Annotated in this window: 24 protein-coding genes; 7 read left to right on the forward strand and 17 right to left on the reverse strand. The window is 64.5% G+C overall.

Features of this window, described 5'->3' with window-relative positions; all coding sequences use genetic code 11:
• Positions 1–34 precede the first annotated feature (34 nt).
• The gene (locus ACQY4Y_RS19495; protein WP_428492243.1) at positions 35–919 is read right to left on the reverse strand and encodes a VOC family protein; all 885 of its coding nucleotides are present in this window, start codon (positions 917–919) and stop codon (positions 35–37) included.
• A gap of 301 nt (positions 920–1,220) precedes the next feature.
• Between ACQY4Y_RS19495 and ACQY4Y_RS19500 the strand changes: the two genes are divergently transcribed.
• Positions 1,221–1,961, forward strand: coding sequence for an SDR family NAD(P)-dependent oxidoreductase (locus ACQY4Y_RS19500; protein WP_428492244.1), 741 nt, complete (start codon positions 1,221–1,223; stop codon positions 1,959–1,961).
• Between the two features lie 379 nt (positions 1,962–2,340).
• Here the strand turns inward: ACQY4Y_RS19500 and ACQY4Y_RS19505 are convergent, their stop codons facing one another.
• Both ACQY4Y_RS19505 and ACQY4Y_RS19510 read right to left on the reverse strand, forming a co-directional pair.
• Positions 2,341–3,180: a hypothetical protein gene (locus ACQY4Y_RS19505; protein ID WP_428492245.1), complete on the reverse strand. Its 840-nt coding sequence runs from the start codon at positions 3,178–3,180 to the stop codon at positions 2,341–2,343.
• A 152-nt stretch (positions 3,181–3,332) separates the two neighbouring features.
• Positions 3,333–4,538 carry a serine hydrolase domain-containing protein gene (locus ACQY4Y_RS19510; protein WP_428492246.1) on the reverse strand — a complete coding sequence of 402 codons (1,206 nt, stop codon included), beginning with the start codon at positions 4,536–4,538 and terminating at the stop codon, positions 3,333–3,335.
• Between the two features lie 131 nt (positions 4,539–4,669).
• Between ACQY4Y_RS19510 and ACQY4Y_RS19515 the strand changes: the two genes are divergently transcribed.
• Complete coding sequence (locus ACQY4Y_RS19515) at positions 4,670–5,401, forward strand: dienelactone hydrolase family protein (RefSeq protein ID WP_428492247.1); 732 nt, start codon at positions 4,670–4,672, stop codon at positions 5,399–5,401.
• Between the two features lie 32 nt (positions 5,402–5,433).
• Here ACQY4Y_RS19515 and pal read toward each other — a convergent pair whose 3' ends face one another.
• A complete protein-coding gene (gene pal / locus ACQY4Y_RS19520) occupies positions 5,434–5,946 on the reverse strand; it encodes a peptidoglycan-associated lipoprotein Pal (protein ID WP_428492248.1) in 513 nt (170 codons plus the stop codon).
• A 482-nt stretch (positions 5,947–6,428) separates the two neighbouring features.
• Here pal and ACQY4Y_RS19525 point away from each other — a divergent pair, with 482 nt between their 5' ends.
• Positions 6,429–6,740 carry a hypothetical protein gene (locus ACQY4Y_RS19525; protein WP_428492249.1) on the forward strand — a complete coding sequence of 104 codons (312 nt, stop codon included), beginning with the start codon at positions 6,429–6,431 and terminating at the stop codon, positions 6,738–6,740.
• Between the two features lie 270 nt (positions 6,741–7,010).
• Here the strand turns inward: ACQY4Y_RS19525 and ACQY4Y_RS19530 are convergent, their stop codons facing one another.
• A complete protein-coding gene (locus ACQY4Y_RS19530) occupies positions 7,011–8,195 on the reverse strand; it encodes a serine hydrolase domain-containing protein (protein ID WP_428492250.1) in 1,185 nt (394 codons plus the stop codon).
• 477 nt (positions 8,196–8,672) lie between these two features.
• Here ACQY4Y_RS19530 and ACQY4Y_RS19535 point away from each other — a divergent pair, with 477 nt between their 5' ends.
• Complete coding sequence (locus ACQY4Y_RS19535) at positions 8,673–9,161, forward strand: acyltransferase family protein (protein WP_428492251.1); 489 nt, start codon at positions 8,673–8,675, stop codon at positions 9,159–9,161.
• Positions 9,158–9,808, forward strand: coding sequence for an acyltransferase family protein (locus tag ACQY4Y_RS19540; RefSeq protein ID WP_428493681.1), 651 nt, complete (start codon positions 9,158–9,160; stop codon positions 9,806–9,808). The genes ACQY4Y_RS19535 and ACQY4Y_RS19540 overlap by 4 nt, the downstream gene beginning before the upstream one ends.
• 28 nt (positions 9,809–9,836) lie before the next feature.
• On the opposite strand, the gene ACQY4Y_RS19545 is transcribed toward ACQY4Y_RS19540, so the two are convergent.
• The 3 genes from ACQY4Y_RS19545 to ACQY4Y_RS19555 all read right to left on the reverse strand — a co-directional run bounded on the left by ACQY4Y_RS19545 (position 9,837) and on the right by ACQY4Y_RS19555 (position 12,927).
• On the reverse strand, positions 9,837–11,039 hold the full coding sequence (locus ACQY4Y_RS19545; RefSeq protein ID WP_428492252.1) for a M20 aminoacylase family protein: 1,203 nt from the start codon (positions 11,037–11,039) through the stop codon (positions 9,837–9,839).
• Between the two features lie 242 nt (positions 11,040–11,281).
• The gene (locus ACQY4Y_RS19550; protein WP_428493682.1) at positions 11,282–12,085 is read right to left on the reverse strand and encodes an NAD kinase; all 804 of its coding nucleotides are present in this window, start codon (positions 12,083–12,085) and stop codon (positions 11,282–11,284) included.
• A gap of 5 nt (positions 12,086–12,090) precedes the next feature.
• Positions 12,091–12,927, reverse strand: a complete 837-nt coding sequence (locus ACQY4Y_RS19555; protein ID WP_428492253.1) for a carbon-nitrogen hydrolase family protein — start codon at positions 12,925–12,927, stop codon at positions 12,091–12,093.
• Between the two features lie 175 nt (positions 12,928–13,102).
• Here ACQY4Y_RS19555 and ACQY4Y_RS19560 point away from each other — a divergent pair, with 175 nt between their 5' ends.
• Positions 13,103–13,750: a cytochrome b/b6 domain-containing protein gene (locus ACQY4Y_RS19560; RefSeq protein WP_428492254.1), complete on the forward strand. Its 648-nt coding sequence runs from the start codon at positions 13,103–13,105 to the stop codon at positions 13,748–13,750.
• Positions 13,751–13,839: 89 nt separating this feature from the next.
• On the opposite strand, the gene ACQY4Y_RS19565 is transcribed toward ACQY4Y_RS19560, so the two are convergent.
• On the reverse strand, positions 13,840–14,685 hold the full coding sequence (locus ACQY4Y_RS19565) for a PCC domain-containing protein (protein ID WP_428492255.1): 846 nt from the start codon (positions 14,683–14,685) through the stop codon (positions 13,840–13,842).
• A gap of 2 nt (positions 14,686–14,687) precedes the next feature.
• Between ACQY4Y_RS19565 and phnN the strand changes: the two genes are divergently transcribed.
• Positions 14,688–15,293, forward strand: coding sequence for a phosphonate metabolism protein/1,5-bisphosphokinase (PRPP-forming) PhnN (gene phnN / locus ACQY4Y_RS19570; protein ID WP_428492256.1), 606 nt, complete (start codon positions 14,688–14,690; stop codon positions 15,291–15,293).
• On the opposite strand, the gene ACQY4Y_RS19575 is transcribed toward phnN, so the two are convergent.
• Genes ACQY4Y_RS19575 through phnG form a run of 8 tightly spaced genes read right to left on the reverse strand, consistent with a single transcriptional unit; the run spans position 15,259 to position 21,542 of the window.
• A complete protein-coding gene (locus tag ACQY4Y_RS19575; protein WP_428492257.1) occupies positions 15,259–15,942 on the reverse strand; it encodes a DUF1045 domain-containing protein in 684 nt (227 codons plus the stop codon). The genes phnN and ACQY4Y_RS19575 overlap by 35 nt on opposite strands.
• The gene (locus ACQY4Y_RS19580; RefSeq protein WP_428492258.1) at positions 15,942–17,081 is read right to left on the reverse strand and encodes an alpha-D-ribose 1-methylphosphonate 5-triphosphate diphosphatase; all 1,140 of its coding nucleotides are present in this window, start codon (positions 17,079–17,081) and stop codon (positions 15,942–15,944) included. Before ACQY4Y_RS19580 ends, ACQY4Y_RS19575 begins: the two co-directional genes overlap by 1 nt.
• Positions 17,078–17,776: a phosphonate C-P lyase system protein PhnL gene (gene phnL, locus ACQY4Y_RS19585; RefSeq protein WP_428492259.1), complete on the reverse strand. Its 699-nt coding sequence runs from the start codon at positions 17,774–17,776 to the stop codon at positions 17,078–17,080. Before phnL ends, ACQY4Y_RS19580 begins: the two co-directional genes overlap by 4 nt.
• Positions 17,773–18,549, reverse strand: coding sequence for a phosphonate C-P lyase system protein PhnK (gene phnK, locus ACQY4Y_RS19590; protein ID WP_428492260.1), 777 nt, complete (start codon positions 18,547–18,549; stop codon positions 17,773–17,775). The genes phnL and phnK overlap by 4 nt, the downstream gene beginning before the upstream one ends.
• The gene (locus ACQY4Y_RS19595) at positions 18,546–19,412 is read right to left on the reverse strand and encodes an alpha-D-ribose 1-methylphosphonate 5-phosphate C-P-lyase PhnJ (protein ID WP_428492261.1); all 867 of its coding nucleotides are present in this window, start codon (positions 19,410–19,412) and stop codon (positions 18,546–18,548) included. The genes phnK and ACQY4Y_RS19595 overlap by 4 nt, the downstream gene beginning before the upstream one ends.
• Entirely contained in the window at positions 19,409–20,479 is a 1,071-nt protein-coding gene (locus ACQY4Y_RS19600; RefSeq protein ID WP_428492262.1) for a carbon-phosphorus lyase complex subunit PhnI, read from the reverse strand. Before ACQY4Y_RS19600 ends, ACQY4Y_RS19595 begins: the two co-directional genes overlap by 4 nt.
• A 2-nt stretch (positions 20,480–20,481) precedes the next feature.
• Entirely contained in the window at positions 20,482–21,078 is a 597-nt protein-coding gene (phnH, locus tag ACQY4Y_RS19605; protein WP_428492263.1) for a phosphonate C-P lyase system protein PhnH, read from the reverse strand.
• On the reverse strand, positions 21,075–21,542 hold the full coding sequence (phnG, locus tag ACQY4Y_RS19610; protein WP_428492264.1) for a phosphonate C-P lyase system protein PhnG: 468 nt from the start codon (positions 21,540–21,542) through the stop codon (positions 21,075–21,077). The genes phnH and phnG overlap by 4 nt, the downstream gene beginning before the upstream one ends.
• Positions 21,543–21,632: the final 90 nt, after the last annotated feature.

The raw sequence follows: 21,632 nt of genomic DNA on the forward strand, positions 1-21,632 counted from the left end.
ACGCTTGGCAAGTGATGGCGACGCTTCGGGCTTATTAGACGCTGAATTCGATGGTCACCCCGAAGGCTTCCCGTGCCGGAACCAGCACGCTGGTGCCGATGCGGTCCCAGCCGCGAATACCGCCGGCGTCGAGCGCTGTCTCCACCGCATCCAGCGACAGGGTGCGGATGGTCAGCGCCGCCATGTAGTCGCGCCGGCCACGGCTGTCCGGCGCCGCTGCGCCCAACATTTCCCAAAGCGCCGGCGGGGTGACCACGTCGAACCGCGCCAGGCCCAGGATCAGCGAACACCCGTCGTCGGTCTGGCGCACCGGGCGGGCGCCGAACATGCGGGCGAACAGGCCGCCCAGTATCGCCGGGTCTTCGGCTGCGATGACCGCGCGGGCAACCCCGACGGCGGCATTGGGGTGCTGGCGCCAGGCGTCGCGCCAGACCAGGTCACGCGTCAGATGCTGACAGAAATAGAACCGTCCGGCCGGGGTGGCGTCGCGCCGCAGTTGCGTGGTGCGAAACACCGCGTCGCGTGGTTCGCTCTCGGCGCAGCAAACCGTCGTGTCGTCGGCGGTCATCGCCTCGACCGGCACCGGACGGGAGAATTGTCTCGGCGGGTCGATCGGCACCGCGTTGCGCAGCAGGGTCCGGTGTGTCGCGGTGGCGTTTTCGGTGCCGAACACCAGGCCGTCGAGCCCGAACGGGGCGGCCATCAGCTCCGGCCGGCTGTCCTCGCCTGGGCGGGAACCAAGCAATTCGAGGTAATCGGTGCCGAACATCGCCAGGTGGTTCATCGAACCCAGGGTGTGGTAGCCGCGCGGCGTCAGGCTGAATCCCAGGCGGCGGTAGGTTTGTGCGACCTCGTCGAGGCGGTCGCGGGCATTGACGACGACATGGTCGAGCGTGGGTACGGGGAAATCACAAGGCATATACGATGATCCCGATCATTGGCGGCCGATCGTCGCGCGACCGGCCCGGCACTGTTGGACAGGATTGACAGGGCAGGCAAGGATAATGCGGATGCCACGCTGGGCGTAACGGCGGTCTTCCGCTTCGATGGGTCCACCGTCAAGCCGGCGTGATCAGCGCCGCGGTCTTGGGGGGAACGCCAAGGGGAAACGCCGCTGGGGAAACACCCTCCGGGATTAAACCATGGCCCTCTGGGATTTTTTCTCGCCGCGGCCTATGTTCGCCTGTCGGTAGCCGAATGCAGCGCAAAGGATCCGGATCATGTCCGCCGGCCAACAACCTGTTCTGCTGCTGACCGGTGCCAGCCGCGGCATCGGTCATGCCACAGTCAAGCGTTTCAGCAGCGAGGGCTGGCGGGTGCTGACCATGTCGCGCCAGGCGTTCGACCCGCGCTGTCCCTGGCCGGGCGGGGAGCGCAATCACATTCAGCTCGACCTGTCCCAAGTCGATGTGGTGCGCGATGCGCTGCCTGAGATCAAGCGCATCGCCGGCGGCCGGCTGGACGCGCTGATCAACAACGCCGCGATTTCGCCCAAGCATCCCGACGGTCGCAAGATCAGCAGCCTGGAGATGGCCTACAGGGACTGGTTGCATATCTTCAACGTCAACTTCTTTTCCGCGATTTTGCTGGCCCAAGGGCTGAGCGACTATCTGATCGAATCGAAGGGCAGCATCGTCAACATGACCTCGATCGTCGGGTCGCGCGTGCATCCGTTCGCCAGCGCGGCCTATGCCACGTCCAAGGCCGGGCTGGCGGCACTGACGCGGGAAATGGCCAACGATCTGGGGCGCTTCGGGGTGCGGGTGAACGCGGTGTCGCCGGGCGAGATCGACACCGCCATCCTGTCGCCCGGCACCGATGAATTCGTGCAACGCGAAATCCCGATGCGACGGCTGGGCAAGCCGAACGAGGTCGCCGATCTGATGTTCTTCCTGTGCTCCAACCAGGCGATGTACATCACCGGGTCCGAGGTCCACATCGACGGCGGCCAACGGGTCTGATCGGCGGCGGGCGATCGGTGCGATCAACGCCGTCAGCAAACGTTTGGCGGGGTGCATGCCGTGCCCGAGGTTTCGCCGGTCGTGGTCGAGCAGGTGGCGCGGGCAATCAAGGCACTGAAGCGGCGCCACCGTATTGATGGCGGAGCAGAGCCTGCAATTTTGCGGGGCCCGTCTCGGACCGGGCCGCGGTGATCGAAACCGGCCGCAGCGGGTGGACCGCGACGGCGGCGACGCTGCGGGCCGATGCGGACGCGCCGGCTTATCCTGCGGTTTGAGTCATGCCCACGCGGCATCGTGCCCGGACAGCCAGCGACCGGGCGATGACCATGCCCGCGGCTATCGTGCCGTCGCGCAAATCGCTGGGTGCATCGCCCCGAGGTCAGCGAAGTTCTATGTCGCCATCATGCAGGGCGGACTCGGCACCGCCGACGAATACGTTATAATCAGGGTGCTGGAAATCGTGATATATGTAGATCTGGTTCAGCCATCCCTGATCGCGGTACCAATGCGGCATGCTGCGGTTGACCGCGATCTTCCGTGAATCATGGGTCTGATTGAATTCGTTGATCGCCAGCAACTCGCCTGTGTGTTCGCTGGGCAGCCATGTGTTGTTGCCGTTGATATCATCAAAATACATGAACACACGCGGTAGGAAATATTTGGACTCCACGTCGAACAGTTGCAGCGCGTCACGCGTGGAAGAGTAGAAGTCGAGATCGTGAAGTATCGCGCCGATCGGGGCCGGCTTGAAATCCTGCAGGAAGCGCGTGCGGGTTTCCGCCACGTCACCGATCACCAGCTTTGCCCGGGTCAATCTCTTGCGCAAGGCATCGACATCCATCCGGAACTGGCCACGGCGGAAGTAATGTGGGAAATCACGGTAATCCTCGGTTGGCGGCAATCCGGTTGCATTGTCGAAGCCGTAGAGTTGGACTTTGACCGCGTATAACTTCTCGATCTCGGCGATGTGCATTTCGGCGTTGAGCAGTCCGTTGCCGCCACCGCAGCCGAATTCGACAACGCTGATTTCCGGATATTTGAGCCGCGCGGCGAGCTTTACAGCTTCATGAATGCAGTGGCCGTAGTGCGGGCGATCCACCGCCGCCATATCGAGGCGCTGGGGGTACGACAACAGCGAGAAATACTTGACCAGCTTACGCGTTGCTACAACCCTGAGTGGCGTCGGATGGGTCAGAACTTTGAGTAAGGTCTGCTTCATCACATCCCCTCATGATATTCAGCGAGTCTAGCAGAGTTATTGGAATTGATACAACACGATGCTTGAATTTTGAACAACTACGTGCGATCCGGCAAGTAATGTCGCTGTTGACCAGCGTTTACCCCCCGGGCCGCGGCGCGATCAGCCGAAAATCAGCCAGCCGATGACGGGTCCAGCGATCCGTAGACCGCGCTCTCGAACCCGTCGAGCGCCTGCAACACTGTCGGGTCGGCGAACGGCAGGGTCTGGGTGAGCAGCACGCCGGCGATCTTGCGGACCGGGTCCAGCCAATAATAGGTGTTGTTCAGTCCGGCCCAGGCCAGGCTGCCGGCGCTGCGCCCGGCGGGCCCAGGGTCGGTGTTGATCAGGAAACTCAGGCCCCATTTCTTCACCATGCCGGGGAACAATTCGACCGGATTGGACAACTCCGGCAACTGCGTCGGCAGCGGGCCGACATTGAGCGCGCCGATATGGTTCTGGCCCATCAGGGCGACCGTCTCGGGTTGCAGGATGCGGCCGCCGTCGAGTTCGCCCTGGTTCATCAGCGCGCACAGGAACCGCATGTAATCCGAGGCGGTGGAGAACAGTCCGCCGCCGCCGGGATAGAATTCGCGCTCTTTCGCCGGCGGCGGTGCGGCGGTCGGCCGCAGCGAACCGTCGGGCTGGCGGGAGTGGACGGTTGCCAGCCGGGATTGCCACTCCGGCCGCTGGATGAAGCTGGTGTCGGTGAGCCCGAGCGGGGTGAAGATGTGGCGCTGCATGTAGGCCTCGAGATCGAGGCCGGAAGCGACCTCCACCATGCGGCCGGCGATGTCGATGTTGATGCCGTATTCCCAACGTTCGCCTGGATCGAAGTTCAACGGCGCGGTCAGCGACGCCAGGCGGCCGGTGCGGGTCGGGGGCAGGTCGGTGAGTTTGGCGTAGCGGTTCATCTCCTGGTTCCAGGTGTCGTAGACGAAGCCGGCGGTGTGGGTCAGCAGGTTGCGCAGGGTGATTTCGCCGCGCGGGGCGCGCATGATCGGCATGTCGTTGGCGTCGAAGCCGAGCAGGACCTTGGTTTCGGCGAGGAATGGCAGGATTTCGCGGGCCGGTTGGTCGAGTGCCAGCTTGCCTTGCTCGGTCAACTGCATCGCCGCCGTGGCGGTGATCGCCTTGGTCATCGAGGCGATGCGAAAAACCGAATCCGCGGTCATCCGCTGCGGCAGCGACAGGTCCCGGCGGCCGAACGCGGAACGATAGATCACCCCCTTGCTGTCGGCGGCCGCGGCGACCAGGCCGGCGATTTTCCCGCCGCCGACCGCGGCGGCGAGCACGCTGTCGATCAGCGCCGTGCTGCGCATCGGAGAGTCGGTTGCCATGCGTCCATCGCTGTCACGTCGGTCTCGTTTCAAGGTCCGGGCAGACTACCATTCGCTGGCGGTGGCTTGCAAACCGACCGTCGGCGCGGGAAACTGTGGTGACAGGGTCCAACAATGCCGGGAGCGTGGGAATGTTTGAACAAAACGTCACAGTAACGACAAAGCACGGCCGGATGCCGGCGTTCGCCGCTTGTCCGGATGGGCCGGGGCCGTTTCCGGCGGTCATCTTCTACATGGATGCGCCTGGCACCCGCGAAGAACTGCGCAACATGACCCGCCGGATCGCCAAGCAGGGTTATTTCTGCCTGCTGCCGGATATGTATTACAGGCTGGGAACGGTCCGGTTCGACATCCCGCGCCGCGACGACGCGATGTCGGGGGTGATCCGGGCATCGATGAACAGCATCACCAACGCCCTGGTGACAGACGATACCGCAGCGATGCTGGCCTGGTTCGATGCCAGCGACAAGGCCTCTCCCGGTCCGGTGGGCTGCGTCGGTCATTGCATGAGCGGATGCTATATCACGACCGTCGCCAGCAGATTTCCCCACCGCATCAAGGCGGCGGCGTCGTTGTATGGGGTCAACATCGTCACCGACAAGGCGGATTCCTCGCACTTGTTGCTGCCTCAGGTGAAGGGCGAGCTTTATTATGCATTCGCCGAACACGACCAATCGGTTCCGGCCTCGGTGATCCCGGACCTGCGCGCGGCGCTGGCGAAGACCGATGTCGCCAACTCCGTGAAGGTGTTCGGTGGGACCCACCATGGCTTCTGCTTCGCCGAACGGGCGGTCTATGACGCCGAGGCGGCGGAACAGACCTGGAGCGACATATTCGACCTGTGGAAGCGCAGACTGACCTGAGGCGGGTGCGGCCTTGCCGCGAATCGCCGGACTCAGCGCACCGAGGTGATGGCGTTGCGGTTCTGCGCCCAGGCCTCGGGCGTGGAGGCGGCATCAATCGGTCGCGACTTGCCGTAGCTGATGGTCTCTATGCGGCTGCGCTGGATACCGTGGGCCACCAGATAATCGCGATCGGCGGCGGCTCGGCGTTGGCCGAGGGCGAGGTTGTACTCTTCCGTGCCGCGTTCGTCGCAGTTGCCGGCCACCCAGACGTTGACCTGGGGATATTGCTGCAGCCAGGCGGCCTGGCGGTCCAGCGTGGCGGTTGCCTGCGGGCTGAGGGTGTTGCGGTCGGTGTCGAAGAAGATGCGATCGCCGGCCGACTGGGTGAGGTCTTCCTGGCTGCCCGGCGTGGCTCTGCCGGCGCCCGCGGCACCGGCCCCGCCTGCTCCGCCTGGGCCAAATCCGCCGCCGCCGGATCCGTTGGCGGTCTTGGACTCGTTGGCGGACGAACAGGCGGCGAGCAAGGCGACGCTGAGCAGGCAGGCAAGGGTCCGGTGTTTCATGAAGCATCTCCGGTCGGGTGATGTGGCCGCCGTGTTGTAGCCGGACGGCCTCGATTCGCGGCACGGTTCTAATGCTGTAACGGATGACAGGCGAGCCCCGGCCAAGAGCCGTGCGCCACCGACCCACAGCTCCGGTGGTTGGGGTTCCCCGGTTCACACATCCCACGCCGAGGTTGATGGCCGTGAAGTGGTGCCGCGGATCGGGAACATCTCAGGAAGATTGCCCCAAACCGCGCACAATCTAACAAGGCTTGGGCGAACAAGGATCGGGCGAACAAGGATCGGGGTGATCGCTGAGGAACTCGTTGCACTCAGTACCATTGTCGAGGACGCAGCTTTGTATCTGGAAGATCCGGGATACAAATCCGCGTGACAATATTGGAGCAGGGTGGCTCGGATGCTTCCACAAGATGCCAGCTTTTCAGCACATTACGAAACCGCGGACTGTCGACATGTGTAAACACTCCCGCCTCGGACAAGGCATGACGGAGAACCGCGACGGCCAGAACGACTTAATGTCGCGTATCGAGTTGGACGGAGCGAGCGTGGAAGCCGTTGAGCGAACCTACAACGCTTGGCTGGAAGCAGACGCACTGCGTGGCTCCCGCTGGGTTCGTGTGCTCGCGACCGTCGTGATGATCGGGGCAGGCGCGGGCGCATTGCTGCCCGATGCATCCATCCTCTATGCGCGGATATTTCTGTTTGCCGGGGTGCTTATCGGCGCGGCATGTTATCAGCGGGCCACGGCCAGGGCCTTTTGCATGGCCTTGCATCGCAGTTGGGCGGCAGGATGATCATTACGGGAAGCGAAGTCGGTGGGACACAGTGCCGCGTGCTGTTCCCGGTGGGAGCACCGCCGGCGCCAGCGCGAGCGTTTCCGTCAAATCCGACTGTAACCTCCCATGGTTCCAATCCGGCGCGGCCGCCATTTGCAAAATTTGGCTAGACCACTTTCAGCATGACTGTGCATGCTGAAGGTGGAACAGTGCGTCGTTCGGACGACGAACGTTCCGCCCAAGCCGCATCGGGCTCCCGGTCGTCCCCCCCGGGGGTCAGCAGGTCTGTCAATCGGTCACCGCCGCGTAGACCATGTCGCGGAACAACAAGCGATAATGTTCGCGCTGCACCGGTGCCTGGATCATCAGCACGGCGTATAACCGTTCGACCGGATCGACCCAGAACGTGGTGCCGGCCGCTCCGCCCCAATAGTAATTGCCGACCGATCCGGGAAACGGCGCCATGCCGGGGGCAGTGCGCACCGCGAAGCCGAGGCCGAAGCCGTGGCCGGGGGGCAGCAGATCGACCGCTCCGGTGATGCTGCCGAGGTGGTCGGAGGTCATCAGTTCGACGGTCTTGCGTCCCAGCAGGCGGGTCGCGCCGAGCCGGCCGTTGCCCAGCATCATGCCCAGGAAGCGGGCATAGTCCATCGCGGTTGCGACCATGCCGCCGCCGCCTGACTCGAACATCGCCGGGCGGCGGATATCCAGCAAGGCGACATCGATGCCGTCGTCGGGGTCCTTAGTGAACGGTTCGGCGATGCGGGATTGATCGGCGGTGGGCACCGAGAAACCGCTGTCGGACATCCCCAGCGGGCGCAGGATGCGTTCGGACAGGACGTTGCCCAAGGTCTGGCCGGAGATCACCTCGATCAGCCGGCCCAGCACGTCGGTGGAGCGGGAGTATTCCCAGACGGTGCCCGGTTGGTGCAGCAGCGGCAGGCCGGCGAGTTCATCCACCTGGTCGGCGTTGGTCTGCTTCAGGCGGGCGACGCGGGCTTCGCCGTAGGCCTTGTGGATCGGACCGGCGCCGCGGAATTCATAGGTCAGGCCGGAGGTGTGGCGCAGCAGGTCCTGGATGGTGATGGGATTTTTCGCCGCGGTCAGGGTGTAGCTGTCGCCGGAGACGACGCCGACCCGGGTATCGGCGAAGGCGGGGATGAATTTGCTGATCGGGTCACTCAGCAGCAAGCGACCTTCTTCCCATAGCATCATTGTGGCGACCGACACGATCGCCTTGGTCATCGAATAGATGCGGAAGATCGCGTCGGTCCCCATGGGCTGTTCCGAAGTCGGATCGAGCCGGCCGAAGCCCTGGTGGTAGGCGACCTTGCCGTGGCGGGCAACCAGTGCGACGGCGCCTGGGATGTGACCGCTAGCGATGCGCTCGTTCAGCGCCGCGGACAGGCGGGTTAGCGCGGCCTCGCTGAGGCCGACTTCCTCGGGCTTGGCGGTGGGCAGCGGTTCGGTCATCCGGGCGGTCCTTTGGTGGGCGGAGTTGGCAGTATCGCCGGATGCGCGGTGGGATCAAGCAGGTGTCCTCAAGTGGTGAGGCTCAATCGGCCGGTCCGCGTGGCGAGGGGTCCCTGGGCAGTTGGCGGGCGGCGGCGCAGTCATCAAGTTTCCTGCCGGAGTCTGGCCAACCGACGCGGGAGGGAGGCGTTTTCAATTAAGTAAAACTTGCGATGCAGTTGTATGAAATGGCACATTTGTGACTATGATTGTGACAAATTATTCAATAACATTCTCATAATAAATCGTGGATCGAGTGTTATCATGATAATGACACAAGCCTGAGCCGTCCTCGCTTTTACCAAGGCTATCGAGGGCCTGCCGTCACCTTCAACAAATGATGTCCAACTTTGCGCTTTGCGCACCGCACCGCACCGCGAGCGTGCTCAGCCGCTTCAGACGCCAGTCAACGGACTAAAAACGTCAGGCAACCGACCGATGAAAGATCTATACTTAACGGCTGACGAGATGTCCGCCCGTCGAGGCAACGTGCCAAGTCTGGATGGGCTGCGTGCTATCAGCATTTCGATTGTTCTGTTAGCCCATTTCGTCAGCGGGAAGATTTTTCCTGGTGGGCTTGGGGTGTACATCTTTTTCGTTATTAGCGGATTCCTAATCACACGTCTGTTGCTGGCGGAACAAGACGCTACAAGGACTGTTTCCTTAAAGGCATTTTATGTCCGTCGGATTTGTCGGCTCTATCCGGTTATCATCGTGTTTTCTTGCGTTGTGACGCTGATGGATATCGGTCTTCATCGCGCCTACGACCTGCTTGAGCCCGCCTCCGCATTGGGCTATTTTGCAAACTATTATTACGTATATTTGAATACGCATGGAATCCCGCAAAAAATGCCTTTCGAGATCTTCTGGCTCTATCAGTTGAAGAACATTTCTACATTTTATTTCCGCTTGCCTTCTGTCTGCTGAATGGAAATCCGCGTCGATTGATGTGGTTGTTGACTGCGTTATGTCTCGGATGTTTGCTGCTGCGGGTAACGGTCGCCGGGCTGCATCCTGAATATATCGATACGCAGATCTTTTATGCTCTATCGCAGTATCGCCTGGACTCGATTGGTTTTGGGGTCATCCTTGCCTTGGCCTGCCAGACGGTGGGCGGACGCGCCACTCTGCTTCGGCTGACTCACCCGGTTTATCCCATCGTTGCTCTGATGACGATTATGACCTGCCTGCTGGTGCGTGATCCTTGGTTCCGCGAAACCTTGCGCTACTCCCTGCTTGGCGTGTCGATTGTCGTGCTCGTGACAGCGGTGCTTTTCGGCAAGAACTACCGGTTCATTCACTGGATCTTGAACATGGCTTTACTGCGATGGATCGGTCGGCTGAGCTATTCGCTATACGTATGGCACGAAGGGGTAGCCTCCTTCCTGCCTGTCACCGGCTTGCCAGCCTGGCAACAAGCTACCATCTGTCTGGTTGCCAGCCTCGTGGTGGCGTCAATCTCGTATTATGCCGTTGAGCGGCCTTTCCTTTCGCTTCGTGGTCACTTTCGCGACCGGCGGGCGATCCGGCTGGCCGTGCCCATCGGCTTGTCCGAGAGTAGCGGAACCGGTTGATGATGGCGTTGGACGCCGCACGGCCGACCTAAGCGGGGGCGCCCAACTCCGTCCGCACCAATTGAACCCAGTACGCCGAACCCAGGGTCAGGATCTCGTCGTTGAAATCGTAGTTCGGGGTGTGGACATGATGCACCGATCCGTCCGTGCTGGCGCCGTTGCCGATCATGATGAAGCCGCCGGGGCGTGCCTGCAGCATGAAGGAAAAATCCTCCGACCCAGTGAACGGCGCGCAGTCGGTGTCCACCCGGTCGGCGCCGACCAGGGCGGTGGCGGCAGCGATCGATAGCGCGGTCGGTTCGGCGTGGGTGATCAGCGGCGGGTAGCGACGTTCGTAGATCACCTCGGCCGAACAGCCGAACACGGCGGCCTGGGTGCGGGCGATTTCGCCGAGGCGCTGTTCCATCAGGTCGCGGACCTTCGGGTTGTACGACCGCGCGGTGCCGGTGACGGTGACGCGAGAAGGGATGATGTTGGATGACCCGGGGTCGCCGCCCGCGACCGAACCGACACTGACGACCGCGGTATCGGCGGCGGCGATATTGCGGCTGACGATGGTCTGCAGCGCCATGATGAATTGTGCCATCGGCAGCGTGGCATCGGTCGAAAGATGCGCCCCGGCGCCGCCGTGGCCGCCGGTCCCGGTGAACGCCACCGACCAGGTGTCGGAAGCGGCGAGGAAGGCGCCGGTGCGGGTGCGGAACTCGCCCGCCGGGATACCGGGCATGTTGTGCATGCCGTAAACGGCATCGACCGGGAAGCGGTCGAACATGCCTTGGGCCACCATCTCGCGACCGCCGCCAAGGCCTTCCTCGGCCGGCTGGAAAATGAAGGCGACGGTGCCGCCGAAACTGTTGGGATGTTCAGCAAGCCAGCGGGCGGCGCCCAGCAGCATCGCGGTGTGGCCATCGTGGCCGCAGGCGTGCATTTTTCCTGGCACGGTCGAGCCGTGCGCCCGGTTTGCCACTTCCTGGATGTGCAACGCGTCGAGATCGGCGCGCAGGCCGATCGCGCGCTGGCCCGGCAGGCGGCCCTTCAACGTCGCCACCACGCCGGTTGTGGCGATGCCCTCGGTGACGTCCAGCCCCCAGGCGCGCAGTCGTTCGGCGACCAGCGCGGCGGTGCGGGTTTCCTCGAACCCGACCTCGGGATGACGATGGATGTCATGCCTGATCGCGATCAGTTCAGGTTCGTAGGCCTTGAGGTCGGCGATCAGGTCGAGCGGTGCCATGGGGCTCTTTCGTTGTCGGTGAGCAATTTTTTTTGCGCAAGTCCGGAATTGGCCGAAAACGCCCGGCGCTCCGGCCGACCCACAACGATCGCTCGCCGGCCGCCGGCTTTGATCAAGCTGACCATTTTTTCGCAGTCAGCGCAAAGGGTGTCAGTCGGACGTGATTTGGCCTGTTGATACCGGTAGCGTACCGACCAGGCGATTGCCCCGCGATGTCCCCGGCCGGTCCCGGATCAGCCCGATTACACCGTGAACTGTTCGGCGATGATGCGTTCCGACAGGCCCTGATCGGGGTCGAACAGTACAGTCACCGCAACCGAGCGATCTTCGCTGACGGCGACCGAGACGATGTCGCGCACCTCGGTGAAATCGGCCACCGCCGCGGTCGGGCGTTTGTCGGTCTCCAGCGCCTCGAACAGGACTTCGGCGCTGCTAGGCAGCAGCGCGCCGCGCCAGCGCCGGGGGCGGAACGCGCTGATGGGGGTCAGCGGCAGCAGATTGGCCGACAGCGGCACGATCGGACCATGTGCCGACAGGTTATAGGCGGTCGATCCGGCGGGGGTGGAGATCAGCACGCCGTCGCAGGACAATTCCGCCAGTCGCACCCGGCCGTCGATCAGGATGCGGATCTTCGAGGCCTGGCGCAGTTGGCGCAGGAGACTGACCTCGTTGAACGCCAGCGCTTCCTGGATGCTGCCGGAGGTGGTGACGGCGCGCATCCGCAGCGGGTGCAGTTCGGCGGCTTGGGCGCGCGACAGACGGGCGGGCAGATCGTCCTCGTTGTAGGCGTTCATCAGGAAGCCGACCGAACCCCGGTTCATGCCGTAGACCGGGACCTCCAGCGCCAGGACCTGGTGAATCGTTTCTAACATAAAACCATCACCGCCCATCGCCACGACGACGGCGGCCTGCGACAGCGGGCATTCGCCGTAACGCCCGATCAGTCTTTGACGTGCCTCGATGGCGATCTCGGTGGGGGCGGCGACGAAGGCGATCTGGCCGGCGAGGATGCTGCGGTCCTCGCCGATCGGCGGGCCGGAGACCAGCCCGCTCAAACCCGCTTCCTGTGTTCCAGCACCGGCATGTCGCGGCGCACCCGGGCGGTCAGGTCGGGGTCGATGCGCGCGGTGGTCCAACCGATGCCGTCCGACACCTGGGCGACGACGTGGCCCCAGGGGTTGACCACCATCGAGTGACCGTAGGTGAAGCGTGCCTCGCCCTTGCCTTCGAGATGCTTGCCCCAGGTGGCCGGCGCGGCGAACCAGCATTGGGTCTCGATGGCGCGACCGCGGATCAGCGCTTCCCAGTGGTCCTTGCCGGTGGCGAGGGTGAATGCGCTGGGCAGGAAGATCAGGTCGGCGCCCTGTTCGCGCAGCGTCCAGAACAGGTCGGGGAAACGCACATCGTAGCAGATGGCGCAGCCGACGGTGACGCCGCCGGCCCGGTAGGTGACGACCTCGTCGCCGGCGCCGTAGCTGTTGCTTTCGCGGTAGCCGGTGCCGTCGGGCGCCGTGATGTCGAACAGGTGCATCTTGCGGTAGCGCGCCAGCTCGCTGCCGTCGGGGTTGAACACCACGGTGGTATTGAACAGTTTTTCCGGTCCCTGCTCGATGATTGAGCCGCCGTGGACGTGGACCTTGGCGGCGCGGGCGATTTCGCGCAGGAACTCGTAGGCTTCACCGCCGGGCTGGTTGGACCCCTTCGCTGGCAGTGTTTCGGCGTTGGCGCCGCGGGTGGCGCGGTCACCACCGAGGGAGTCCCAGACCTCGGGCAGGCTGACGATGTCGGGGCGGTCCTGATCGACCGCGGCCTCGATCAGCCGCCTGGCCTGCGCGATGTTTGCGGATTTGTCGGCGCCGGGGTTCATCTGCATCACGCTGACGCGCATTCTTCGGCCTCCGGTTGGATGGCACGGTTTCGCGGGTTGGCCGCGTTCGGCATTGCAAACTCGGTGGCAGTCGCCGGTTGGGCGGCTGGTAGCTCGGCAGAAAAGCTTATCCGCCGACGGGACGCAACAGGGGTGGCATCGTGCTATGGTGCACCGCGGCAGCGAGGGGGGGCGGATGCGGCGGACCAAGGTGTGGGACTTGCCGGTGCGGCTGTTCCATTGGGCGATCGTGGTGTTGATCTTCTGTTCCTGGGCCACGCAGGAGTGGAACCACATGGAATGGCACGTGCGCAGCGGCTACGCGATCCTGACGCTGCTGCTGTTCCGCATCGTCTGGGGTTTCATCGGCAGCGACACCGCGAGGTTCACAGGGTTTTTGCGCAGCCCGGTGGCCGCGCTGCGGCACCTGGCGCGCATCCATCGCTCGGAGGCGGACCGCGAGATCGGCCACAACGCGGCCGGCGGCTGGATGGTGCTGCTGATGCTGGTGTTGATTGGGGTGCAGGCGGGGACCGGGCTATTTGCCAATGACGACGCCAACACCGAGGGGCCGCTGATGCACCTGGTCGACAAGGACCAGAGTAACTGGCTGAGCCATATCCACTCGCTGAATTTCACCCTGATCGAGGCGGTGATCGTGCTGCACGTGCTGGCGATCGCGGTGTATGCGGTGCTGAAGCGGCAGAACCTGGTGCGGCCGATGGTCACGGGGACGAAACTGCTGCCGGTGGACGCCGCGGCGCCACGGCTGGTGCGCCCGATCTGGGCTGTGCTGACGCTGGCGGCGGCGGTGGCGGTGGTGGCGTGGCTGGTGCGGGTATAGCGCCGCCTGATTCGAACCGCTATCTGTTGATTCGTGGGTCGATCCGCCCGATCGCATGGGGATGCTACTGTCGGGATCGGACCGCCAGATTATGGCTCCGGGGTCTCCAGCACCAGATCGAAGGTGATGCATACCGGGTTCTCGCCGCGACGCAGCCAGCCCTGATGCACCTGGCCACGCATGTCCACGACCAGCATGTCCAAAGCGGCGGTGCCCTGAGAAATCGAGCCGGTTCTCACCAGGACCTCGGTGGCATGATCATCGACCTGGCCGCCACCGCTAAAACGCGCGCCGACCAGGCTGCCGAGGCTGCCGCGAACGATGGCGTTGCCGAACCCATGGTTGCGCGCGATGGTTTCGAGCGCTTCCAGGATGTCCTGGTTCGGCTTGATGCGAGCGACCAGGCCTCCGCCACCACCGCCGGGACTCGTGTGGGGCTGGAGCAGCGTGAAATTGGTTTCGCGGTCGAGTGCCGCGTCGATACGGATGGAACGAAATCCCCAAGCGACCGCTTCCCCCGGTTCAGCGACGATGGTTTCAGATGGTAGGATATGGCCGCCGCGCCGGCTGCCGTCGGGTTCGATCCAGGCGCCATGGCAGTGTATCAACGGCTGGCCGTCGGCCCAGCCGAAGGTGGCGTTGGCCTGTTCAATGCGGGTGATACCTGATGGCGCACGCGGCGCGGTGAAGTAGGCGACATGGGACTCGTCATCGGCCGGACCCGGCATCACGTATCGGAACGGGTTCAGGGCGGTGGCCTTCAATACGATCGTGGCGCACTGGAATCCGGCCTCGACCAGCGGGCCGGTGACTGCCCGGTTCAGCGACATGCCGGGCTGCAAGGTGACGCGCAGCGGGTGGATATCGTCTTGGAATGCGTCGATCCGGCTGGGGTGGGCAGGACCGGGCTGGCGCAGCGACCGGATCGCGTCCATGGATGCTCCTGACGGTTGATCACACGGCAAGCTATCTTCAGGTTCGCGGCGGTCAATGGGGGATGGCGGTGCTGATACTCGTGGTCGGTCCCAGTGGTGCCGGAAAGGATACATTGCTGGGGATGGCGCGCCAGGCGCTGGCCGGCGATCCGCGATTTCGCTTCGTGCGCCGGGTGATTACCCGGGCTGCCGATGCCGGCGGCGAGGATCATGACGCGGTGTCGGAAGCCGAGTTCGCTCAACGGTCATTCGCGCTGCGCTGGCAAGCGCACGGGCTGCACTACGGCATCCCGTCGGATGTGACCGACGATATCGCGCGCGGCCTCACCGTGGTGGCAAATGTATCGCGCGGGGTCATCGTCCAGGCGGCGGAGCGGTTTCCGACGCGGGTGATCGTGGTGACCGCTCCACCCGACATACTGGCGCGAAGACTGGCCGCCCGCGGACGCGAGACCGCAGCGGACGTTGCGAAGCGGCTTGGCCGCGAGGTGGCTATTCCGGATCACGTTCCTGTCGACATCGTGGTGAATGATACGATCCCGGCAGCGGCGGCGGATCGTTTCGTCGCCGCTCTTATCCGCGCAGCGCGATGCGCTCCGCCAGGGTGAATGCGGCGCCCGGTGCGAGCTGAGTGAACAGGCAGATGTCCGCGACACGCCGCGGAACCGCCAGCGCCGGCGCGAACCAGGACTGCGCCGCCGGCAGCAACACGGCTTTTTCCGGTTCCGACAGGTGGCGCGTCAGTGTCATGTGGAAGAACCAGGTTCTGAACACGTAGGGATAACCCCAGCGTGCCAGCATCGCATCCTGCTCCGGCGTCAGCCGAGCCCGGCGTCGGTGCGCGAGTTCATCCTGGGTAGGGGGGGCGCGGAACGAATCGAGTTGTTCCACGCAGACATCGGCCAGGGCCTGCAGCGCGTCACACGGGGCCGTCTCTCGCAGCGCCAGAAAGCCGCGCAGATCGGCGACTGCCAGCAGCGGCAGTTCGAACGGCGCAATGTGGGCGGCGACCTCGCGCACGGCGGCGGCAAAACCGGCCCAGCTTGTTCCCTCGGTAAGCCGCATCGGCGGCTTCAGCGTGGCGTGGAAACCGTAGCGGCGCGGTTCGGCGGTGATTTCCTCGATGCCATCCAAGGCCGGTTGCGGTACTGCCGCATTGGTCAGCGGGTCGCGGCCCAGCCAGCGGGAACTCAGTCGCGTCAGCGGATCGTCGGATAGGGCAGCATAGTAGATTGCCACCCGAGCGGGCGCGGCCATCAGATCACTCTTTCACCGGCACTCCAGACCTGGCGCACGATCGGCAGACTGCCGAGTAGACGGATGCGGACCAGATCGGCGCGAAGGCCGGTCCGCAGTTGGCCGCGATCGTTCAGGCCAGACATTTGCGCCGGGTGATCGGAGATCATGGCGACCGCTTCGGGCAAGCCGATCGCCTCCTGCCGGGCGCACTGAAAGGCGGCTTCGACGAGGCTGGGCGGGACGTAATCCGAGGCGAAGGCATCGACCACCCCGGCCCGCAACAGATCGACCGCGTTGACGTTGCCGGAATGCGAACCGCCGCGCACGATGTTGGGTGCGCCGGCTATCACCCGCATGCCCGCTCGTTTCGCTGCCGTGGCGGCCTCGAGGGTGACCGGAAACTCGCTGATGCGGATGCCGTCAGCGGCGTTCTCGGCGATTTCGTCCTCGGTGCGGTCGTCGTGGCTGGCGAGCACGATCGATCCGCCGCGCACCCGGTCTAGCAGTGCCCTGCGGTTCGGGTCACGCAGTCGCGCGCGCTGCTCTTGCATCTGCTCGATCCGGCGTTCGAGAGTGGCCTCATCGAGGCCGTCCCGGCGGCGCAGCTTGCGGTAGAAATCCATGTTGGCGTACTGGCCGACGCCGGGGCAATGATCCATCAGGCTGACAATGCGGACCAGCGGATGATCGGCGACCGGATCGAGCAGATCCAGCATGTCCTGCGCCGGGACTTCGCAGCGCAGATGCAGGAAATGGTCGGATTTCAGCACCCCCGCTTCGGTCAGCGCGTCGAGATCGACGACGCCGTCCCGGAAGGTCTTGATCCGCTCCTTGTCGAAGCCGAGATCGCCCAGGCACAGGGCATCGAGCACCGTGGTCACGCCCGCCGCGGCGCATTGTGCGTCATGCGCGACCATCGCCGAACGCGACGGCCAGCGGGCAAGGCTGCGCGGCTGAACCTGCCGTTCGAGATTATCGGTGTGAACATCGACCACGCCAGGGATAACCGTATCTCCGGCGAAATCAATGGCTCGGCTGGAGTGTGACCGACCGGACTGAATATCGGCGATCGCCGTGCCATGCAGCACGATGGTTCCATGCAGCGTTTCATTCGGCAACACCAGGATCGCGTTGGTTAGGATCGTCTCCTGGTTCATGCCGCATCCTGGTAGGGCGTCAGGTTGAAAAGCCGGTCGGCGATGGCGTCGCGAACATCGGCGTCGTGGCAGATCGCGACGATAGCGCTGCTCGCCGCCTTCGCCTGCCGCACCATCGCTATCACGACCGCCCGGTTTTGTGCATCCAGCGATGCCGTCGGCTCATCGAGCAGCAGGATCGGATGGCCGGCGATGAAGCCTCGCGCCAGGTTGACGCGCTGTTGCTCGCCGCCGGAAAAGGTCGCCGGCGGTATGGCGTGCAGGCGGGCGGGAATATTGAGTTGCAGCAGCAGTGCCCGAGCCTTGTCGCGCGCGATGTCCTGTTCGATGCCGCGGGACAGCAGTACCTCGGCGACGACGTCGAGTGCCGGGACCCTTGGAACCACACGCAGGAACTGGCTGACATAGCCGAGGGTTTCCAGCCGTACCGCCAGGATGGTTCGCGGATCGGCGGCGGCGATGTCCACCATTTCGCCGTGATGGCGGATCAGGATGCTGCCGCCTTCAGCACGGTAATTGCCATACAGGCTGCGCATCAGGGTGGATTTGCCGGCGCCGGAGGGGCCGGACAGCACCACGCACTCACCCGCGCCGACGTCGAGGTCAACACCCGACAGCACCGGCATTAACAACCCGCCGCGCAGATGCAGGGTGAAGCTCTTGGCCAGCGACCGAGTGCTTAGCATCACGGTCATGCGTTGAGCACCGAACTGACAAGCAACTGGGTATAGGGATGGCGTGGGTCGTCCAGCACCTGGTCGGTCAGCCCGGTCTCGACGATGCAGCCGCGCTGCATCACCGCGATGCGATGGGCCAGCAGGCGGGCGACCGCGATGTCGTGGGTGACCAGCACCACGGCGATGCGGAGCCGCGCCACCAGCGAGCGGATCAGGTCGAGAAGTCGTGCCTGCACCGAAACGTCGAGGCCTCCGGTCGGTTCATCCATAAACACCAGGCGCGGGTGGGTCACCAGGGTGCGGGCGATCTGCAATCGCTGTAGCATGCCGCCGGAGAAGGTGCGCGGCAGGTGGTCGATGCGGTCTGCGTCGATCTCCACCTGCGCCAGCCAGTCGAGCGCCGCGGTTCGGATATCGCCGTAGTGCCGCGCGCCCTGTGCCATCAGGCGCTCGCCGACATTGCCCCCGGCGCTGACCGCCATGCGCAGGTTCTGGCGCGGATCCTGGTGCACGAAGCCCCAGTCCGAACGGTGCAGCGTGCGCAGCGCCGGGGCTGGCATGGCGTGCACGTCGTGCAGGCGGCAGTCGGGATCGCGATACCATACCACGCCGGTGTCCGGCGTTTGGCGGCCGGACAGCACGTTCAGCAGCGTGGTCTTGCCGGACCCGGATTCGCCGACAACGGCCAGGATCTCGCCGGGCCACAGATCGACATCCACATCGGACAGGGCGACGATCGCGCCGAAGTTCAACGCCAGGCCGCGACCGGATAGCAGGGTCGGTTCGGTCATTCCGCGGCGTCCCGCAGGCCGTCGGCGCCGACATGGCCGCTGGCGCGCCGTTCGGCGCAATGATCGGTATCGGAGCAGACGAACAGCCGGCCGCCGTGGTTGTCGGTAACCACCTCGTCGAGGTAGGAATCCGTTGCGCCGCACAGGCCGCACGGGTGCGGCGCATTGATCGCGCGAAACGGATGGTCGGCGAAATCTAGCGATTTCACCCGCGTCCATGGCGGGATGGCGTAGATCCGCTTCTCGCGTCCGGCGCCGAACAGTTGCAACGCCGGCATCATGTCGAGCTTCGGATTATCGAACGCCGGGATCGGGCTTGGCGACATCAGGTAGCGTTGGTTCACCATCACCGGATAGTCGTAGCTGATGGAGACCTGGCCGAACCTCGCGATGTCTTCATACAGTTTCACATGCATCAACCCGTAATCCGCCAGTCCGTGCATGCGCTTGGTTTCGACCCGGCTGGGTTCCAGGCGGGACAGCGGTTCGGGCTGCGGCACCTGATAGACGATGATCTGATCTTCGCGCAGTTGTTTCTCGGGGATCCGGTGCCGGGTCTGGATGACGGTTGCCTCCGCGGTCGCGGTGGTGGTGGCGACGCCGGCGGTGCGGGCAAAGAAGCGCCGGATCGAGACCGCGTTGGTGGTGTCGTCGGCACCTTGATCGATCACCTTCAGCACGTCATCGGCGCCCAGGATCGACGCGGTGACCTGGATGCCGCCGGTGCCCCAGCCGTACGGCAGCGGCATCTCACGCGACCCGAACGGCACCTGATGGCCCGGAATCGCAACGGCTTTCAGCAGTCCGCGGCGGATCATCCGCTTGGTCTGCTCGTCCAGGTAGGCGAAATTGTAGCCTTTCATCCCGCCACCTCCTCCGCCCGCATCCGCCGCACGTTCTGCAGTTCGCTCTGGAAATCGACGTAGTGCGGCAGTTTCAGATGTTCCACGAAGCCGGTGGCCTCGATGTTATCGGAGTGATACAGCACGAACTCGACGTTCTGCGCCGGGGCGGTCACGTCCTCACCCAGTTCGCCGGCACGCATCGCGCGGTCCACCAGGGCCATCGCCATGGCCTTGCGCTCGCCGAAGCCGAATACCAGGCCGTAGCCGCGGGTGAACTGCGGGGGTACGGTTTTGGAGCCCTTGAACTGATTGACCATCTGGCACTCGGTCAGCACGAGGTCGCCGATGTCGATGGAAAAACCGAGTTCGGCAGGTTCGATTTCGACCGAAACCTGTCCCATGCGGATTTCGCCGGCGAACGGGTGCGACCCGCCGTAGCCGCGTTGGGTGGAATAGCCAAGTCCCAGCAGGAAGCCTTCGTCGCCGCGCGCCAGCGCCTGCAGGCGGACATCACGCTGGGCCGGGAACGTCAGCGGGTCGCGGGTCAGGTCGCCGGGTTCGCCATCCGATCCGACGTCGGCTTCCAGCAGACCTTCGGCGCCCAGGATGTCCGGCACCCGCGGCATGGTTTCAAAGTCGGGCGTCTCTGATCGGCTACCGGAAGCAACGGGTTGATCTTGCAGCAAGGCAAAATCCAGCAGCCGATGGGTGTAGTCATAGGTCGGCCCCAGTATTTGGCCGCCGGGCAGGTCCTTGAACACGGCGGAAACCCGACGTTCGATCCGCATCGCGGCGGTTTCCAGCGGTGAGGAGTGGGCGAAGCGGGGCAGCGTGGTGCGGTAGGCGCGCAGCAGGAATGCCGCCTCGATCAGGTCGCCTTGCGCCTGCTTGATCGCCAGCGCGGCGAGTTCGCGATCATACAGCGATCCCTCGGCCATGACGCGATCGACGGCTCGGCCAAGTTGCTGCTCGATCTGGCCGACGCAGAGCGCCGGGGCCGCAGTGTCGCCGCGACGTTCAGCGGCCAGCCAGGCATGGGCGTTGTCGATGGCCCGCTCGCCGCCCTTGACCGCTACATACGCCATGTTCAGGCCTCCTTGATGCTGATGCCGCGGGGCAGCGCGGTCAGCCGATCGCCGGCGCACAGGATCAGGTCGATGCCGCGCGGATACAACGCGTGATTGCGTTGCCAGATGGCAGCGAAATCGCTGGGCAGGCCGTCGATCGCCAGCAACCCGGTCTCGCGCAATCCGGGACCTTCGATCTGGTATCGCCGGCCGGCGGAAAGCCCGGCGGAGAGCCCAGCGGAAAACGATGTGACCTGCAGGATAAGCGTCGCCGAGGTTTCCGGCATTTCATCGCTGCCGTCGTACAAAGTGGTCAAATCGGGCAGCGTCAATCCGATCGCGAACATAGCTTGCGAAGCCGAAACGATAGGTGCGCCGGTGTGGAACGCGATCCAGCTGCGCGCCTCGGCCACCCCCGGGTCAAGCCACAGCGGCGTCTCGTGATCGGCCAGCGTCAGCACGACCGCCGCCGCCGCGTCGCATAGTGGTGCCGGAGCCGTTACGCCGCTGACGGCATGGGGGGTGCCGGGGCGCGCCATCGCATCGAGCACGGCGCGGAAGCAGCTTTGCGCACCGGCAACGGGATCGGCGAAACCAGGGGACAGATCGTTGCTCATGCGCGCATCGTCTGCATGGCGAAAAACTGCACCCGGGTTGCCGCCGCCTTGGCCGCCCGAGTCTTCGCAAGCTGACCTTGCTCGCGTTGCAACGGGGCGATGACGCAGGCTTCCAACTTCGCCGTCCAAGCCTGATCCTGCATCAGCGCGTCGACCACGGCGGCGAGTTCGGCGCGCCGGTCTTCGCGGCCGGCGACATAGGCGTGGCCGACGAATCCGGCGTCGGTCCGTACCGTGCACCGGGTCACCGACATCTCTCCCAGATTGAACACCGATCCGCCCCCGCCGGTTCGGCCGCGGACCATCACCAGCCCAGCCTCGGGTCCGCGGATGATCGCATAGCCCGGCAGTTCGGCGCAGTCGCCCAGCAGGGCGGCGATGCGTTCGGCGGTTGCCCGCGCCAGCGCGGCCATCCAGCGGCGGCGGGCAGGGCAGGGGTGATCGGTGGATAAAAGGTCGTGCATGCCTGTCGGGTCTTGTTTAGATGTCTAGACAGCTAGACGCGCGCCGGTCTAACGTCAACCACGAAAGTGCCATCGCATCGCCGGGGAATG

The sequence above is a fragment of the Rhodopila sp. genome, assembly GCF_965277165.1.
In the GTDB taxonomy this organism is placed as follows: domain Bacteria; phylum Pseudomonadota; class Alphaproteobacteria; order Acetobacterales; family Acetobacteraceae; genus Rhodopila.

Bases quoted from the DNA above. Each gene is read 5' to 3' on its own strand.
- ACQY4Y_RS19560 (WP_428492254.1), top strand. From the start codon at position 13,103: ATGCGGCGGACCAAGGTGTGGGACTTGCCGGTGCGGCTGTTCCATTGG.
- phnN (WP_428492256.1), top strand. From the start codon at position 14,688: ATGCTCCTGACGGTTGATCACACGGCAAGCTATCTTCAGGTTCGCGGC.
- phnH (WP_428492263.1), bottom strand. From the start codon at position 21,078: ATGAGCAACGATCTGTCCCCTGGTTTCGCCGATCCCGTTGCCGGTGCG.
- phnK (WP_428492260.1), bottom strand. From the start codon at position 18,549: ATGACCGAACCGACCCTGCTATCCGGTCGCGGCCTGGCGTTGAACTTC.
- ACQY4Y_RS19505 (WP_428492245.1), bottom strand. From the start codon at position 3,180: ATGAAGCAGACCTTACTCAAAGTTCTGACCCATCCGACGCCACTCAGG.
- ACQY4Y_RS19500 (WP_428492244.1), top strand. From the start codon at position 1,221: ATGTCCGCCGGCCAACAACCTGTTCTGCTGCTGACCGGTGCCAGCCGC.
- ACQY4Y_RS19530 (WP_428492250.1), bottom strand. From the start codon at position 8,195: ATGACCGAACCGCTGCCCACCGCCAAGCCCGAGGAAGTCGGCCTCAGC.
- ACQY4Y_RS19510 (WP_428492246.1), bottom strand. From the start codon at position 4,538: ATGGCAACCGACTCTCCGATGCGCAGCACGGCGCTGATCGACAGCGTG.
- pal (WP_428492248.1), bottom strand. From the start codon at position 5,946: ATGAAACACCGGACCCTTGCCTGCCTGCTCAGCGTCGCCTTGCTCGCC.
- ACQY4Y_RS19535 (WP_428492251.1), top strand. From the start codon at position 8,673: ATGAAAGATCTATACTTAACGGCTGACGAGATGTCCGCCCGTCGAGGC.
- phnL (WP_428492259.1), bottom strand. From the start codon at position 17,776: ATGACCGTGATGCTAAGCACTCGGTCGCTGGCCAAGAGCTTCACCCTG.
- ACQY4Y_RS19545 (WP_428492252.1), bottom strand. From the start codon at position 11,039: ATGGCACCGCTCGACCTGATCGCCGACCTCAAGGCCTACGAACCTGAA.
- ACQY4Y_RS19495 (WP_428492243.1), bottom strand. From the start codon at position 919: ATGCCTTGTGATTTCCCCGTACCCACGCTCGACCATGTCGTCGTCAAT.
- ACQY4Y_RS19595 (WP_428492261.1), bottom strand. From the start codon at position 19,412: ATGAAAGGCTACAATTTCGCCTACCTGGACGAGCAGACCAAGCGGATG.
- ACQY4Y_RS19600 (WP_428492262.1), bottom strand. From the start codon at position 20,479: ATGGCGTATGTAGCGGTCAAGGGCGGCGAGCGGGCCATCGACAACGCC.
- phnG (WP_428492264.1), bottom strand. From the start codon at position 21,542: ATGCACGACCTTTTATCCACCGATCACCCCTGCCCTGCCCGCCGCCGC.
- ACQY4Y_RS19580 (WP_428492258.1), bottom strand. From the start codon at position 17,081: ATGAACCAGGAGACGATCCTAACCAACGCGATCCTGGTGTTGCCGAAT.
- ACQY4Y_RS19555 (WP_428492253.1), bottom strand. From the start codon at position 12,927: ATGCGCGTCAGCGTGATGCAGATGAACCCCGGCGCCGACAAATCCGCA.
- ACQY4Y_RS19515 (WP_428492247.1), top strand. From the start codon at position 4,670: ATGTTTGAACAAAACGTCACAGTAACGACAAAGCACGGCCGGATGCCG.
- ACQY4Y_RS19575 (WP_428492257.1), bottom strand. From the start codon at position 15,942: ATGGCCGCGCCCGCTCGGGTGGCAATCTACTATGCTGCCCTATCCGAC.
- ACQY4Y_RS19565 (WP_428492255.1), bottom strand. From the start codon at position 14,685: ATGGACGCGATCCGGTCGCTGCGCCAGCCCGGTCCTGCCCACCCCAGC.
- ACQY4Y_RS19525 (WP_428492249.1), top strand. From the start codon at position 6,429: ATGACGGAGAACCGCGACGGCCAGAACGACTTAATGTCGCGTATCGAG.